The organism is Pantoea sp. X-Soil-YNGN-785, assembly GCF_059730585.1.
Genome location: NZ_AP035942.1, coordinates 2,217,201 through 2,232,051, shown reverse-complemented (window position 1 = coordinate 2,232,051; position 14,851 = coordinate 2,217,201). Strand labels below are relative to the sequence as shown.

The window sequence follows — 14,851 nt, the reverse complement described above, 5'->3', positions numbered from 1 at the left end:
TCAGACAAGCCTCAACGCCGGTTAATTCGAGTAAAAAATATGTTTTGTGTGATCTACAGAAGCCCGTTACGTGACCAGACTTATCTCTATGTTGAAAAAAAGGACGATTTCTCGCGCGTTCCGGAAGAATTGCTGAAAGGATTTGGCAAGCCGCAGCTGGCGATGGTGCTAAAGCTGGCGGGCCGCGACAGGCTGGCTAATGCGGATATCAATAAAGTTAAGCAGGGATTGAGCGAGCAGGGTTATTATTTACAGCTTCCACCGCCGATTGAAAGTCTGCTAAAAATTCATTTAGAGGCCGATAAAAAAGTTTAACTCGGATTCTTCTGTAAATATAAATCCTGTTGGTGCGATACTGCAGGGTTAATATTGCTCTGAAGCTGCGCAAAATTAACGGCGCAGCTTATCTGTTTCACCCCTGTTTAAATACCCAGTCCACATTTTCACACCTTATTTGTACGATTATTCAGCATGCCAGGGGCATCGTTTACGCTTTTTGACAAATTCCGCACCCCGGATGGTTAAAAGGATCTTATTATCACGCTCTGTTGCTGGCATTTCGATCAATGCATCAGCAAACATCAATCCGCCAGCCGCGCTGGCATTACACCTAACCTGAACAGGGGATGAGCATGTATCAGCATCATAACTGGCAAGGCGCTCTGTTAGATTTTCCGGTCAGCAAAGTGGTTTGCGTCGGCAGTAATTATGCAAAACACATTAAAGAGATGGGCAGTGCGACGCCAACCGAGCCGGTAATCTTTATCAAACCGGAAACGGCGCTGTGTGATTTGCGCCAGCCGCTCTCCATTCCCGACGCTTTTGGCGAAGTTCATCACGAAGTCGAACTGGCGGTGTTGATTGGTGCAACGCTGAAACAGGCGAGTGAAGAACACGTGGCTAAAGCGATTGCAGGCTATGGCGTGGCGCTGGATCTGACGCTGCGTGACCTGCAGTCCGGGCTGAAAAAAGCGGGCCAGCCATGGGAAAAATCAAAAGGCTTTGATAACGCCTGTCCCATCTCCGGTTTCATCCCGGTAGCCGAATTCAGTGATGATCCACAGAATGTCGAGCTAAAGCTGGTGGTAAACGGAGAAGTGCGTCAGCACGGCAACACCGCCGATATGATTCACAAAATTCTGCCGCTGATTGCCCATATGAGCCACTATTTTACGCTGCGTGCAGGCGATGTCATTCTGACCGGGACACCTGAGGGTGTGGGTCCAATGCGCTCGGGTGACAAGCTGGAAGTGTCGCTGGCGGGTCACGGCATCAGCACGCGCGTACTCTAAAAACTTGCATCACCGCAGCATAGGCTTTATAAGGTGCGTTTCAGGCACAACCCGGACAAATCATCATGACTGACACCCCTTTCTGGCAACAAAAACGCCTGGCACAAATGAGCGATGAGGAATGGGAATCCTTGTGTGATGGTTGTGGCCAGTGTTGCCTGAACAAGTTGCAGGACGCTGACACGGATGAGATTTACTTCACTAACGTCGCCTGCAATCAGCTCAATATTAAAACCTGCCAGTGCCGTAACTATGAGCGCCGCTTTGAATTAGAAGAGGATTGCATCAAGCTGACGCGTGAAAATCTGACCACCTTCAACTGGCTGCCGCGCACCTGCGCCTATCGGTTGCTGGGGGAGGGCAAAGGATTGCCAGTCTGGCATCCGCTGCGGGCCGGTTCGAAAACCGCGATGCATGCGCAGCGAATTTCGGTGCGTTATATTGCGGTGCGGGAGAGTGAAGTGCGGGACTGGGAAGATCATATTATTGATCGCCCCGATCGTAACGGCTAAACGCCACGGTATCATCTGAAACGTAAAAAGGCTGCCAGTGGCAGCCTTTTTCGATCTCAGCACGTTTCGTGTCAGCGACCAAAGAGATCGCGACGCTTAGGTTTGAAAGGCTGAGCAATCAGTACCAGCACGGCGACCAGCAGATAACCAGCAAACACCCCAATCATCCACTGCGGCATGCTGAGTGTCAGGAAAGTCCAGCTGCGTTCTGCACAGTCGCCGCTGGCCAGAAACACCGACGGCAGCCACTTATCAAGCGGTAACCCGCTGGGAAAACGGGCAGCAAAATCACAGGTCGTAAACGGGTTTGGATGCAACTGAATCATCGTATGTTCATAAGAGAGACGCAGGCCCTCCCAGGCACTGTAGATCCATAATGCCAGAGCGCCCAGACGCAGCGGTGATTTCGGCGCAATCACACCGACCAGACCCGCGCCCAGCACACCAAACAGCGCATTACGTTCATAAATACACATCACGCAGGGCTTTAATCCCATCACGTGCTGAAAGAAGAGTGCCGTCAATTCCAGTGCAAGCGCCGTCAGTGCCAGTAATAACCAGGCTCCCCGACCACGAGAACATTGATTCAGATATCGCAACATATTGCATTCCCTGTAAACGTTAATGCCACGCAGTGTAAACCAAAAGCGCGGGCAAACCAGCCAGGGACAGGGAAAAATCGTGTGCAAACATGACCTGATTCTGATCCAGAGCAGGTTACAGGAGGATAAGCGGAGGTCTTCCAGCTGATGCCTGCTCAGTTAACAGCGCCAGGATGTCGACGTTGAGAAAAACCCGGCTGCAATTGGCAGAAAGCGAAACGGCAAGTGCAGGCCATCCGGAACCCGCATACTGTGCTTTCAGGATGATTTTCTGCTGCTTTTGAGACTGAATGTTCCGGCGCAGAAAAGCGTGCATCCGGCCATCGTCTTATAACAGCAGCGTTCGCCGTCAGCCAGTCTGAAATATGCGCCCGCGCCCGGTTTTAATGGTTACGCAGGCTATATCCGCTATAGGGCGTCTGGTATGATGAGTCCCCATCATGATTAGAAAAGCAACGAGAACACATTGCTATGGTTATAAAGGCTCAGAGTCCAGCGGGATTTGCTGAAGAGTATATTATTGAAAGCATCTGGAACAGTCGCTTTCCGCCCGGATCGATTCTTCCTGCTGAGCGTGAGCTTTCTGAATTGATTGGGGTAACGCGCACCACATTGCGTGAAGTGCTGCAGCGTCTGGCACGTGACGGCTGGCTGACGATTCAGCACGGCAAACCGACGCGCGTGAACGATTTCTGGGAGACCTCCGGCCTTAATATTCTGGAAACGCTCGCCCGCCTCGATCACGACAGTGTGCCGGTGCTGATTGACAACCTGCTGTCAGTCCGCAGCAACATTTCATCGATTTTTATCAGCCGTGCGCTGCGCCATCATCCGGACAAAGCGCGTGAAGTGCTGGAAACGGTAAGTGCCGCGGCCGATCAGGCGGATGCTTATACCGAGCTCGACTACCGGGTGTTTCGCGGTCTGGCATTTGCATCAGGCAATCCGATTTACGGTCTGATTCTCAACGGCCTGAAAGGCCTCTATACCCGAGTGGGTCGTCACTACTTTTCCAGTGCGGAAGCGCGCCAGGTTGCGCGGGATTTCTATCTGACTCTTCTGGCCTTGTGCGACAAAGAGCCAGGACAGGATGAGATTGTAGAGGTGGTGCGCAACTATGGCCGCCGCAGCGGCGAAATCTGGCACAGCATGCAGAAGAACCTGCCAGACGACCTCGGCAATAAACGATAAAAAAAACCGGACATCGCGTCCGGTTTTTTGTTTTTAGCCCATCAGAGCGATGAACCGCGTGGCGGATTACGATCCAGCAATTCGACGCTGCCATCTTCGTTCTGCTGTTCCAGGATCACATCAAATCCCCACAGACGATGTACATGCTTCAGCACCTCGCGACGACTCTTATCGAGCGGCGTACGGCTCTGTGGCACATAGCGCAGAGTCAGTGAACGATCGCCACGCAGATCGACGTTGTAGACCTGAATATTAGGCTCAAGATTACTCAGGTTGTACTGTGCAGAGAGCTGCTGCCGAATGGCGCGATAGCCTGCCTCATCGTGGATAGCGGCGATCTCCAGATAGTTGTTGCGGTCATCATCCAGTACGGTGAAGAGACGGAAATCACGCATCACTTTCGGCGACAGGAACTGGCTGATAAAACTTTCATCCTTAAACTCACGCATCGCAAAATGCAGCGTTTCCAGCCAGTCGGAGCCGGCGATATCCGGGAACCAATAGCGATCTTCTTCAGTCGGTGACTGACAGATCCGCTTGATATCCTGCATCATCGCAAACCCTAACGCATAAGGGTTTATGCCGTTGTACCACTGACTGTTATAGGGCGGCTGATAGACGACGTTGGTGTGACTGTGCAGGAACTCCATCATAAAACGTTCCGACACTTTGCCTTCATCGTACAGGTGATTAAGGATGGTGTAGTGCCAGAACGTCGCCCAGCCTTCGTTCATGACTTGCGTCTGCTTCTGCGGATAGAAATACTGGCTCACCTTGCGCACAATGCGCAGGATCTCACGCTGCCAGGACTCCAGCAGCGGGGCATTTTTTTCCATAAAATAGAGCAGGTTTTCCTGCGGCTCAGAAGGGTAGCGTGCCGCTTCAAAAGCCACTGTCTCTTTCTCACGCCGTGGCAGCGTTCGCCATAGCGTATTCACCTGGCTCTGCAGATACTCTTCACGGCTTTTCTGCCGCGCCTTCTCCTCCTGAAGGGAGATTTTCTGCGGGCGTTTATAGCGATCGACGCCATAATTCATCAGGGCATGGCAGGAGTCGAGCAGTCGCTCGACCTCTTCGACGCCATAACGCTCTTCGCAGTCACTGATATAGTTTTTGGCGAACAGCAGGTAATCGACAATCGAGCCAGCATCGGTCCAGCTGCGGAACAGATAGTTATTTTTGAAGAAGGAGTTATGACCATAGCAGGCATGTGCCATCACCAGCGCCTGCATGGTCATGGTGTTCTCTTCCATCAGATAGGCGATGCAGGGGTTGGAGTTGATAACGATTTCATAGGCCAGACCCTGCTGACCATGCTTATAGCGCTGCTCGGTCTCGATAAACTTTTTACCGAATGACCAGTGTGAATAGTTAATGGGCATGCCAACGCTGGAATAGGCATCCATCATCTGTTCTGAGGTAATCACTTCAATCTGGTGCGGGTAGGTATCAAGCCGGTAGAGTTTAGCAACCCGGTCTATCTCTGCTAAATAGACATCAAGCAGTTCGAATGTCCAGTCTGGTCCGTCATTGAGTCGTTTGCTGTCTCTGATGGCTTCGTCAAAGATTGTCGTCATAGCGCACCTCTTTTTTGCAAACCGGCTGACCCGAAAGACAACCCGTTCTGGTTATTTAAGGCTTCATCCTGAAAAAGGGAACCCGAAAAAAACTGAGCGAACACAACAATGATAGCCCACTGTCGCTTATCCGAAATGCGAACTCAAACGAATTCTTTGGCACAAAATCATTAAGAGAGGTGCGGCAGAGAATTTAATAGCCTTTAATTCGAACGTTATTTCAAAGCGCGGAATATCATCCTATTTATAAGCAGAATGTATGGGGTTGAATGATTCTCCTGCCATGCGCAGATTTAACTGCTTTCGTTGTCATTTATTTCTGTGTTTATGGATTAAGGCGCATAAAGCGCTGAAATTGGCCGTGCGACAAGATTTTAGTTACCTGAAAAGTGAAAAAGATGTGAAATAGATGCTGAATTTATGGGGTGGTGTCCGCTGTGTAAATCCGCTGACTATCATCTGCTGAACAGTGAATTATGCTTTTATATGCCGGGTGGGGGAGCTATGCACGTAGTCATTCTTGGAAGTGGTGTGGTTGGCGTGGCAAGCGCCTGGTATCTGGCGCATGCCGGACATCAGGTTACCGTCATCGATCGTCAGCCCGCTGCCGCGATGGAGACCAGCGCAGGCAATGCGGGTCAAATCTCACCGGGGTATGCCGCACCCTGGGCGGCGCCTGGCGTGCCGCTGAAAGCGGTGAAGTGGATGTTCCAGCGCCACGCGCCGCTGGCTATCCGGCTTGATGGCAGCAGTTTCCAGCTGGAGTGGATGTGGCACATGCTGCGCAACTGCGACATCAACCACTATCAGCAGAACAAAAGCCGCATGGTGCGGATTGCCGAATACAGTCGTGACTGTCTGAAAGCGTTGCGCGCTGAGACCGGCATCGCCTATGAGGGTCGTCAGGGCGGCACATTGCAGCTTTTCCGCACGCAGCAGCAGTTCGACAGCGCCAGTAAAGATATTGCGGTACTGCGCGACGCGGGCGTGCCCTATGAGCTGCTGGAGGCGCATGAGCTGTCTCGCGTGGAACCAGCGCTGGCGGCAACCCAGCATAAACTCACTGGCGGACTGCGCCTGCCTAACGATGAAACCGGTGACTGCCAGCTCTTTACGCAGCGGCTGGCAAAAATGGCCGAAGAGGCGGGCGTGGTTTTCCGCTTTAACACCCCGGTCGATCACCTGCTGCGCGATGGCAATCGCATTTATGGTGTGAAGTGCGGCGAGGAAATCATCAAGGCAGACAGCTATGTAGTGGCCTTTGGTTCCTACTCGACCGCACTGCTGAAAAACGTCATTGATATTCCGGTCTATCCGCTGAAAGGCTACTCACTCACTATTCCGATTAAAAATCCTGAGGCTGCCCCGGTTTCGACGATTCTGGATGAGACCTACAAAGTGGCGGTGACCCGGTTTGACGATCGTATCCGCGTCGGCGGGATGGCGGAAATTGTTGGTTTTAACACCAGACTCACCGAAGCGCGGCGGGAAACGCTGGAGATGGTGGTCAGTGATCTCTATCCTGAAGGCGGTCATCTCGCGCAGGCGAGTTTCTGGACCGGTCTGCGTCCGATGACGCCGGACGGTACGCCGATTGTCGGTGCCACGCCACTCTCAAATCTTTATCTTAATACCGGTCACGGTACGCTGGGCTGGACGATGGCGTGTGGTTCTGGTCAGTTGCTGGCCGATCTCATCTCCGGTAAAAAGCCAGCCATTGCGGCGGATGACTTAGCGGTGTTCCGCTACTTACCCGGTTTCGCGGCGACCTCATCGCCGCTGCGTAACGCCAACGCAACTCGTTAAGTATTCAGGGAGAGAAAGGATGTCACGTCCGATTGTCGCTACCATTAACCAGCAGGCGCTTCGTCATAACCTGACTGTTGTTCGCCAGGCGGCACCCGCATCCCGCGTCTGGTCAGTGGTGAAAGCCAATGCTTATGGCCATGGCATTGATCGCGTACGCGAAGCGTTATCTGCCACCGACGGCTTTGCGCTGCTTAATATGGAAGAAGCCATTCTGCTGCGCGAGCAGGGCTGGAAAAAACCGATTCTGCTGCTGGAGGGCTTTTTCCAGCCAGAGGATCTGCAGCTGATTGACCGCTATCGCCTGACGACCAGCGTACACAGTAACTGGCAAATCAAAGCGATGGCCAGTGCCAGCCTCTCTGCGCCGGTTGATATCTATCTCAAAATGAACAGCGGCATGAACCGGCTGGGCTTTCGCCCGGAGCAGGTTTCTGGCGCCTGGCAGAAATTGCGGGCGCTGAGCAATGTCGGTGAGATGACGCTGATGGCCCATTTTGCCGATGCCGAAAATCCGCAGGGCCTGATTGCACCGCTGCAGCGTGTTGAGCAGGCGGCAGAGGGGCTGAACTGCCCACGGTCGCTTTCGAATTCCGCCTGCACCTTATGGCATCCTGAAGCGCATTTTGACTGGGTCCGGCCCGGTATTATTCTGTACGGCGCGTCGCCCAGCGGTGACTGGCAGGACATTGCCGGCAGCGGCCTGAAGCCAGTGATGACCCTGAGCAGTGAGATTATTGCGGTTCAGCAGTTACAGGCGGGCGATGGCGTCGGTTACGGCTACCGTTATCACGCCAGCACAGCGCAGCGGATTGGCGTCGTAGCCTGTGGGTACGCCGATGGCTATCCGCGCCATGCCCCGACCGGCACGCCGGTCTGCGTCGATGGCGTGATGACACAGGTGGTTGGCGCGGTTTCAATGGATATGATTACGGTGGATTTAACCCCCTGTCCGCAGGCGGGCATCGGCTCATCTGTTGAGCTGTGGGGGGAGCAGGTGAAAATCGATCAGGTGGCAAAAGCGGCCGGAACGGTAGGGTACGAGCTGATGTGCGCGCTGGCACCCCGCGTCCCGGTCACGGTTATTTAAGCGCGGTCAGGCTACCGCGCATCTTTCTGCTGCAGCGCCAGGCGATAAAGGCCAGCGCTGCACCCAGCAGCATCATCAGACTCAGCGACAGCTTCTCCGCCACCGGCAGCGCGACGATCACCAGGCTGCCTGCCGCACCACCGGCCATCTGAATAAAGCCCTGCAGGGCGGACGCCACGCCCGCCTGTTGCTGATAGGGCTCCAGCGCATAGCTGGTGGCCGGCCCCACCGTAAAGGCCAGTCCTGCCACCGACACGGCGACCGGGAACATGTAGAGCGCCCAGTGCGTCTGCATCTCTGCCGGGAAAATCTGCATCCCTGCCATCAGCAGCACCGCGCCCAGCAGCATGGTGAAAAATCCCATCGCCAGACAGAATGGTCGACCCGCTTTACGAATCGCTTTATTCACGAACATGCTGACAAACATGATCCAGAAACCGTTAGCGCCAAACGCAAAGGAGAACTGGATCGGCGTCAGCCCGCCTTCGGTCATTAACACCTGCGGTGCCAGCGACACATAGGTCAGCACCATACCCAGCGCACCGGCATTGGCAAAGGCGAAGGCCAGGAAGCGCGGCTGACGCAGGATTTCAGCGTACTGCTTAATCGGCAAGCCTTTCACCCGCAGCGTATTCGCCGGACGTGTTTCCGGCAGCCAGATAATCACCAGCAGCGTAATCAGCACGCCATAGGCGCAGAGGAACCAGAAGGGGGCGCGCCAGTCGAAGGCGCTGGCCAGCAGTCCGCCCAGCAGCGGGGCCAGGGCTGGAACGATATTTAACGCACCGTTCAGGAAGCCATAGGCGCGGGCGGCATCATCACCGCTGAGTCGGTCACGCACGCCGCTAAAGGCAACTACCGCGCTGCAGCAGACGCCACAGCCCTGCACCAGACGGGCCACGACAAACAGCGGGAATGAGGTCGCGGTAGCGGCGATGGCGCTGCCGGTGATGTAGAGCCCCAGCCCCAGCAGGGCAATCGGCTTACGGCCATAGTTGTCCACCAGCGGACCGGTCACCAGTTGTCCCAGTCCCATCACCAGCAGAAACAGGGGAATGGTGGTCTGTACCAGTGAGACCGGCGTATCCAGCCCTTCTGCGATTTGCGGCAGCGTGGGCAAATAGAGATCGATGCCTAAAGGTGCCAGCAGCACCAGGCTTAATAACAGCAGAGTAAATTTTTGCATAACAACCAGAGGGTAAACGTTCTGTTAAAAAACGAGCGCAGAGGGTAATGATTCAGAGGCAAAAAAGATAGAGGAAGTCGTGCGGAAAGTGCGATGCCTGCTGTAAACAGGCATCGCAGGGTCTTTCTTAGTAAGCACCGTCGCGGCGTAGCACCACGCCTGCGGTTTTGAACAGGATCGCGATATCGGTCCAGAGCGCCCAGTTTTTAACATACCAGGAGTCAAAATAGACGCGGGTATCATAGTCGATATCGTTACGTCCGCTGACCTGCCAGAGGCCGGTCATGCCTGGCTTGGCCATCAGGTAGTAGTCGACGTCACCGGCATAACGCTCCAGTTCAGCTTCGATGACCGGACGCGGGCCGACCAGACTCATCTCACCACGAATCACGTTCCACAGCTGCGGCAATTCGTCGAGGCTGGTTTTACGCAGGAAGCTGCCAATCCGGGTCACGCGCGGGTCATTCTTCAGTTTGAAATCTTTGTCCCACTCCATCCGGGCCTCTTCACTGGTCGCCAGCAATTTCTCCAGCACCTCTTTGGAATTGGTCACCATGGAACGGAATTTCAGACATTTGAATTTTTTGCCATTCTGGCCCACACGCTCGTGACCATAAATTGCATTCCCGCCGTCACGCTTCACCATATAGCAGAGCAGGGCGAAGATTGGGCCAAGGAACAGCAGCAGCATCGACGCGACGACAATATCAAAGGCACGCTTCATGAAACGGGAAGAGTGTTTCGCCAGGTTATTACTGACGCGCAGGATCATCACTTCATGACTGAAGATGAAAGACATGTCCGTGCCGTAAAGTGGCACGCCGCGCAGCGTCGGGATCACCGAAACTGACCGGCAGTTCATCTTCGACAGGAACTTCAGCCAGCGATCGCGCATCGGCTGCTGCTCATATTCCATAGCAACAATAAACTGCACGTTGTCACGGTCAATGGTCTGCCAGTTAATATCTTTCCAGGTGATCACTGGCACACCATTCACGCTCTGCTGAGCCGGAACATCATCCACCGAGATAAAGGCCTGCACGTTGTAGCCCAGGATCTCTTCACTCTGTAGCGCCGCATACGCTTCAGTGGCGTTGCGGCCGGAACCGATAATGATGGTCTCTTTCTGCCACTGGCCCGCCTTGTTAATGGCACGTTTAACCAGAGCGCGCATCAGCGGCAGCAGCAGCAGGGCATATGTCCAGCTGAAGACCCACACCATGCGGGAGAAGTCCCATTTAGAGAAGGCGATAAGCGCCAGGTCGAGCAGCGAGAAAACAAATAATGTTTTAACGATCTCTTTCAGCTCAAACCAGAAGGGTTTGCGATAGGTATAATGGCGCAGTCGTACCCAGAACCAGCCGGTACACATAACTGACATAATAAACTGCGCCACAAAACGATATTCAATCTGATGCGGTGGAATAAAGGTATCCAGCTCGCCCCAAATACCCTGTATTGTCGCGGCAGATAAAAACAGCGCCAGGTTAAGTGCAATCAGATCGGAAAAACTCAGGGCGAATTTCACGATGATATTTTTACGCGTTCCGCTCCACGAGCGGCTCGGGCTATTCATTATCAATGTACTTGCCATAAAACCTGCTCTCTTTCTCAAGTAAAAGATGGCCTGATCAGAATCAAATACGCGCTCAGGAGTGGGCCTCTGAAAAATTAAAAAATAATTTTCAGTCTGTTGCAGTCAGTACAGCCAGTGCAGCTGCAAAAAAGGTAACGATTAAAGCGTGATGGTACTCACGAAATGTTGCAGCATTGAGAATGAGTATGCAGGAGTTATTTGACAGAGTTAATACGGAAAAAATCTGAAAACATCAAAAGTGATTAAAGTTTTAAATCGCTAACTGCAGGTTTTTATTGAATAAAATAAGGAAGGGGTCGATTATAACCAAACTGTTTAAGACGCTTTTTAGGAATTACCGCCAAATCATATGACTGGCGGTAGTGATAGTGGCTCAGGCAGGTTTCTTTAAAATCCAGCGGTCCTGCTGTTTATCATAGTGGCCAATCTGCAGATTCACTGGCTCCCCGTCAATCCAGGCCGGTACGCTGGTATCACGATCCCAGCCATCGAGTTGGGTAATTAAGCCGGGATTGGTGTGACAGGGGATACTGACGGTGTCGGCGTTCTCACTGTCAAGATCGGCATCTACAATCTCATAACGACCAATTTTAACCACGTGTCCCATTCATTTCTCCCGTTTTAACTGGCATAGACAGTTAAGCTTAGCGCACTGAGAGAAAATAACGTGGCTGAATGATTAGGATTATTCCTTCTCTTCAGCCGGACGGACACCAATCTTCACGATGCGGTTATCCTCTTTCTCTGCGACGGTCCAGGTCAGCTGATTCCACTCCACCTGATCGCCGACGACCGGCGAGCCGCCCAGCATTGCCAGCACCAGTTGCCCCAGTGACTGCTGATCGTTAGTGCTCTCATCCAGCTCGAGTCCGTAAATCTGCGCAACGTCGCGCAGGCGGGCCTCTGCATCCAGAATAAAGTCACCAAAGAAGCGCTGATCGAGCGAAACCGGCGGTGACTGGCTGAACATCTTGCCCAGCGCCGGAAGATCGCGCTCACGACCTATCACGCAGATGACGTCGTTCTCTTTCAGCCGTGTCCCGCCATTGGGGTGCATCAGCACATTGTCACGGAACAGGGCGGCGATGCGGGTCTCACGCGGCATCTGCAGGTCACGCAGTGCGGCACCCACGCACCACTTGTCAGCGCTGAGCTGATAAACAAACTGCTCCCACGGATTTTCCGGATGAATATCCAGGCCGACACGGCTGATCGGCGAGGCGGTCGGCGGCACCACCACTTTGGCTTTTTTCGCCGCAAAGCCCAACGAGGTGCCCTGCAACATCAGGGAGACCAGCACCACGAAGAAGGCGATATTAAAATAGAGCGAGGCGTTCTCTAATCCGGCCATCATCGGGAAGACCGCGAGGATAATCGGCACCGCACCGCGCAAGCCGACCCAGCTGATAAAAAAGCGTTCGCGCGTGGTGAAGCTTCGGAACGGCAGCAGCCCAATAAACACCGATAACGGGCGCGCTACCAGAATCAGCCATAGCGAGAGGATCATCGCCGGCACCGCGATATGCCACAAATCAGAGGGCGTCACCAGCAGCCCCAGCACAATGAACATGCCAATCTGGCTCAGCCATGCCATCCCATCAAAGGTTTGCAGAATGCCGTGTCGGTTGCGGATCGGGCTGTTGCCCAGTAAAAAGCCGCACAGATAGACCGCAAGGATACCACTGCCCTCTAACACCGTGGTCAGGGCGAACACCAGAATGCCACCGCTCAGCGCCAGCAGCGGATAAAGCCCTGGGGCCAGACTGATGCGGTTAATCAGCTGCTGCAGCGCCCAGCCGCCGCCCAGGCCTAACACAATACCCAGACCAAACTGCTGCACAAGGTGCACCAGGAACATCCAGTCAAGGCCGCTGCGGCCCTGCTCGATCATCTCAATCAGGGTGATGGTCAGAAACACCGCCATCGGGTCATTGCTGCCCGACTCAATCTCCAGCGTGGAGCTGACGCGCTCATTCAGGCCTTTATCACCCAGCAGAGAGAAGACGGCGGCGGCGTCCGTAGAGCCGATAATGGCGCCAATCAGGAAGCCCTGCATCATATCGAGGTTAAATAACCAGGCCGCCACCACGCCGGTTAAGCCCGCGGTAATCATTACCCCGACGGTTGCCAGCGACAGCGCAGGCCCCAGCGCAACTTTAAACGAGCTGGCCTTAGTTCGCATGCCGCCATCCAGCAGGATGATCGCCAGCGCCAGGTTTGAAATCAGATACGCCGCAGGATAGTTATCAAACGCGATGCCGCCAATACCATCAATACCGGTCAGCATGCCCAGTGCGAGGAAGATAACCAGAATAGGAATACCCAGCCGGGATGAGAAAGAGCTGAGCAGAATACTCGATGCGACCAGCACGGAACCGATGATAAACAGACTGTAGACAATAGTGTGGTTCAAACCCGGTCTCCTGAGATATGGCAGTACGATGCGGCAACTGATGACAAATATCCATGCTATCTCTGAAAGATAATGTTTTATCAAGGAGTTGTCATTGTGAAAATGCGTATTATACGAATTGCTTAACAGCATATGGAATCAGATTAATGTGAAGAATGAGGGGGTTGGCAGGCAAGCGGGAGAAAACAGACTGTTTTAGCAGGTTATTCGGCAGATAAAAAAAGCCGGTGATTAACCGGCTTAGTGCATCAGGCTTCCGTTGCCTGTTTATGGAACAGCGATCGGAACACCGGATAGATATCTTCCGGCTCGCGAATATGTTCAATGGCAAAGTTATCAAACGTCGCCTGCAGATGCTCATACTCGCGCCACAGGGTCTGATGCGCCCGGCGGGTAATCTCAATATAACTGTAGTAACGCACGACCGGCAGAATGTGCTTCGCCAGAATTTCATGGCAAAGCGGTGAGTCGTCAGCCCAGTTATCCCCATCCGAGGCCTGTGCTGCATAGATGTTCCATTGCGCCGGGTCATAACGCTCTTTCACCACCTCATCCATCAGTTTCAGCGCACTGGAAACGATAGTGCCGCCGGTCTCCTGAGAGTAGAAGAACTCCTGTTCATCGACTTCTTTAGCCTGCGTATGATGGCGGATATAAACCACATCGACATTCTTGTAGGTGCGGCTCAGGAACAGGTAGAGCAGAATATAGAAGCGTTTTGCCATATCCTTAGTCGCCTGATCCATTGAACCGGATACATCCATCAGACAGAACATGACTGCCTGGCTGGAAGGCTCCGGGCGCTTCTCAAAGTTTTTGTAGCGCAGATCGAAGGTGTCGATAAAGGGCACGCGTTCAATGCGCGCCCGTAACTCGGCAATCTCTCTGCGCAGCCGCTCCTCCTCCAGCAGTTGTGCCGGTTCAGCGTTCTCAACTTCCTGCAGCGTCTCTTCCAGTTCATGCAGCATCCGGCGTTTACCTGCTGTCATCGCCGTACGACGCGCCAGCGAGTTCTGCAATGAGCGCACAACGCTGATATTGGCCGGCACGCCATTGGAGGTGAAACCGGCCCGGTGGGTCTTATACTCATTCAGCTGACGATGCTGGTTGCGACGCAGGTTAGGCAGAGCGAGGTCTTCAAACAGCAAATCAAGATACTCATCTTTCGATATCTGAAAGACAAACTCATCCTGACCCTCACCATCCTGACTGGCATTACCCTGACCACTGCCGCCGCCACCGCCACCCTGCGGACGCTCGACGCGGTCGTTCTGCACAAAATGGTCGTTGCCCGGATGGACCCGATGGCGGTTACCGCCGCGCCCCTGATGGAAAATCGGCTCATTGATATCGTCAATTGGGATAGAGACGGACTCACCGCTGCTTACGTCAGTCACCGAGCGTTTATTGATGGCCTCGGAGATCGACTGCTTAATTTGCGACTTATAACGGCGCAAGAAGCGCTGGCGGTTTACCGCGCTCTTGTTTTTGCCGTTAAGCCGGCGATCGATGAAATAGGCCATGGTATTCCCCCAAACTACATTGTAAGCAGGCCGGGCGAACCCGACCCTGTCAGACCGGTATC

General features: G+C 53.6%; 13 protein-coding genes. 6 read left to right on the top strand and 7 right to left on the bottom strand.

The annotated features are described in order from the left end of the window. The first annotated feature begins 39 nt into the window (after window positions 1–39). From AC6I8E_RS10415 to ycgN, 3 genes are all read left to right on the top strand, one after another. The gene (locus tag AC6I8E_RS10415) at window positions 40–315 is read left to right on the top strand and encodes a YcgL domain-containing protein (protein WP_003852719.1); all 276 of its coding nucleotides are present in this window, start codon (window positions 40–42) and stop codon (window positions 313–315) included. 317 nt (window positions 316–632) lie between these two features. Then, entirely contained in the window at window positions 633–1,292 is a 660-nt protein-coding gene (locus AC6I8E_RS10410) for a fumarylacetoacetate hydrolase family protein (RefSeq protein ID WP_013358079.1), read from the top strand. Between the two features lie 65 nt (window positions 1,293–1,357). After that, entirely contained in the window at window positions 1,358–1,804 is a 447-nt protein-coding gene (gene ycgN / locus AC6I8E_RS10405) for a cysteine cluster protein YcgN (protein WP_013358078.1), read from the top strand. A 71-nt stretch (window positions 1,805–1,875) separates the two neighbouring features. Here the strand turns inward: ycgN and dsbB are convergent, their stop codons facing one another. Beyond that, on the bottom strand, window positions 1,876–2,406 hold the full coding sequence (dsbB, locus tag AC6I8E_RS10400; RefSeq protein ID WP_107319805.1) for a disulfide bond formation protein DsbB: 531 nt from the start codon (window positions 2,404–2,406) through the stop codon (window positions 1,876–1,878). 471 nt (window positions 2,407–2,877) lie between these two features. Between dsbB and fadR the strand changes: the two genes are divergently transcribed. Beyond that, complete coding sequence (fadR, locus tag AC6I8E_RS10395) at window positions 2,878–3,597, top strand: fatty acid metabolism transcriptional regulator FadR (protein ID WP_013358075.1); 720 nt, start codon at window positions 2,878–2,880, stop codon at window positions 3,595–3,597. Window positions 3,598–3,638: 41 nt separating this feature from the next. On the opposite strand, the gene AC6I8E_RS10390 is transcribed toward fadR, so the two are convergent. Further along, window positions 3,639–5,174, bottom strand: coding sequence for a SpoVR family protein (locus AC6I8E_RS10390; RefSeq protein ID WP_013358074.1), 1,536 nt, complete (start codon window positions 5,172–5,174; stop codon window positions 3,639–3,641). Window positions 5,175–5,678: 504 nt separating this feature from the next. Here AC6I8E_RS10390 and AC6I8E_RS10385 point away from each other — a divergent pair. Together AC6I8E_RS10385 and dadX are read left to right on the top strand one after the other, a co-directional pair. Further along, window positions 5,679–6,980, top strand: coding sequence for a D-amino acid dehydrogenase (locus tag AC6I8E_RS10385; protein WP_497823952.1), 1,302 nt, complete (start codon window positions 5,679–5,681; stop codon window positions 6,978–6,980). Window positions 6,981–6,999: 19 nt separating this feature from the next. Continuing rightward, window positions 7,000–8,070 (top strand): catabolic alanine racemase DadX, encoded by a 1,071-nt coding sequence (gene dadX / locus AC6I8E_RS10380; RefSeq protein WP_497823951.1) that lies wholly within the window; start codon window positions 7,000–7,002, stop codon window positions 8,068–8,070. On the opposite strand, the gene AC6I8E_RS10375 is transcribed toward dadX, so the two are convergent. The 5 genes from AC6I8E_RS10375 to AC6I8E_RS10355 form a co-directional block, all read right to left on the bottom strand. Then, the gene (locus AC6I8E_RS10375; RefSeq protein ID WP_033783278.1) at window positions 8,063–9,256 is read right to left on the bottom strand and encodes a multidrug effflux MFS transporter; all 1,194 of its coding nucleotides are present in this window, start codon (window positions 9,254–9,256) and stop codon (window positions 8,063–8,065) included. The two genes, dadX and AC6I8E_RS10375, sit on opposite strands and share 8 nt — an antisense overlap. A 127-nt stretch (window positions 9,257–9,383) precedes the next feature. Continuing rightward, window positions 9,384–10,850, bottom strand: a complete 1,467-nt coding sequence (gene wbaP / locus AC6I8E_RS10370) for an undecaprenyl-phosphate galactose phosphotransferase WbaP (protein ID WP_013358070.1) — start codon at window positions 10,848–10,850, stop codon at window positions 9,384–9,386. 376 nt (window positions 10,851–11,226) lie between these two features. Then, on the bottom strand, window positions 11,227–11,460 hold the full coding sequence (locus AC6I8E_RS10365; protein ID WP_013358069.1) for a DUF1480 family protein: 234 nt from the start codon (window positions 11,458–11,460) through the stop codon (window positions 11,227–11,229). A gap of 78 nt (window positions 11,461–11,538) precedes the next feature. Next, window positions 11,539–13,266 (bottom strand): potassium/proton antiporter, encoded by a 1,728-nt coding sequence (locus AC6I8E_RS10360; protein WP_033783277.1) that lies wholly within the window; start codon window positions 13,264–13,266, stop codon window positions 11,539–11,541. A 248-nt stretch (window positions 13,267–13,514) separates the two neighbouring features. After that, window positions 13,515–14,789 carry a YeaH/YhbH family protein gene (locus AC6I8E_RS10355; protein WP_110330377.1) on the bottom strand — a complete coding sequence of 425 codons (1,275 nt, stop codon included), beginning with the start codon at window positions 14,787–14,789 and terminating at the stop codon, window positions 13,515–13,517. Between the last annotated feature and the right edge of the window lie 62 nt (window positions 14,790–14,851).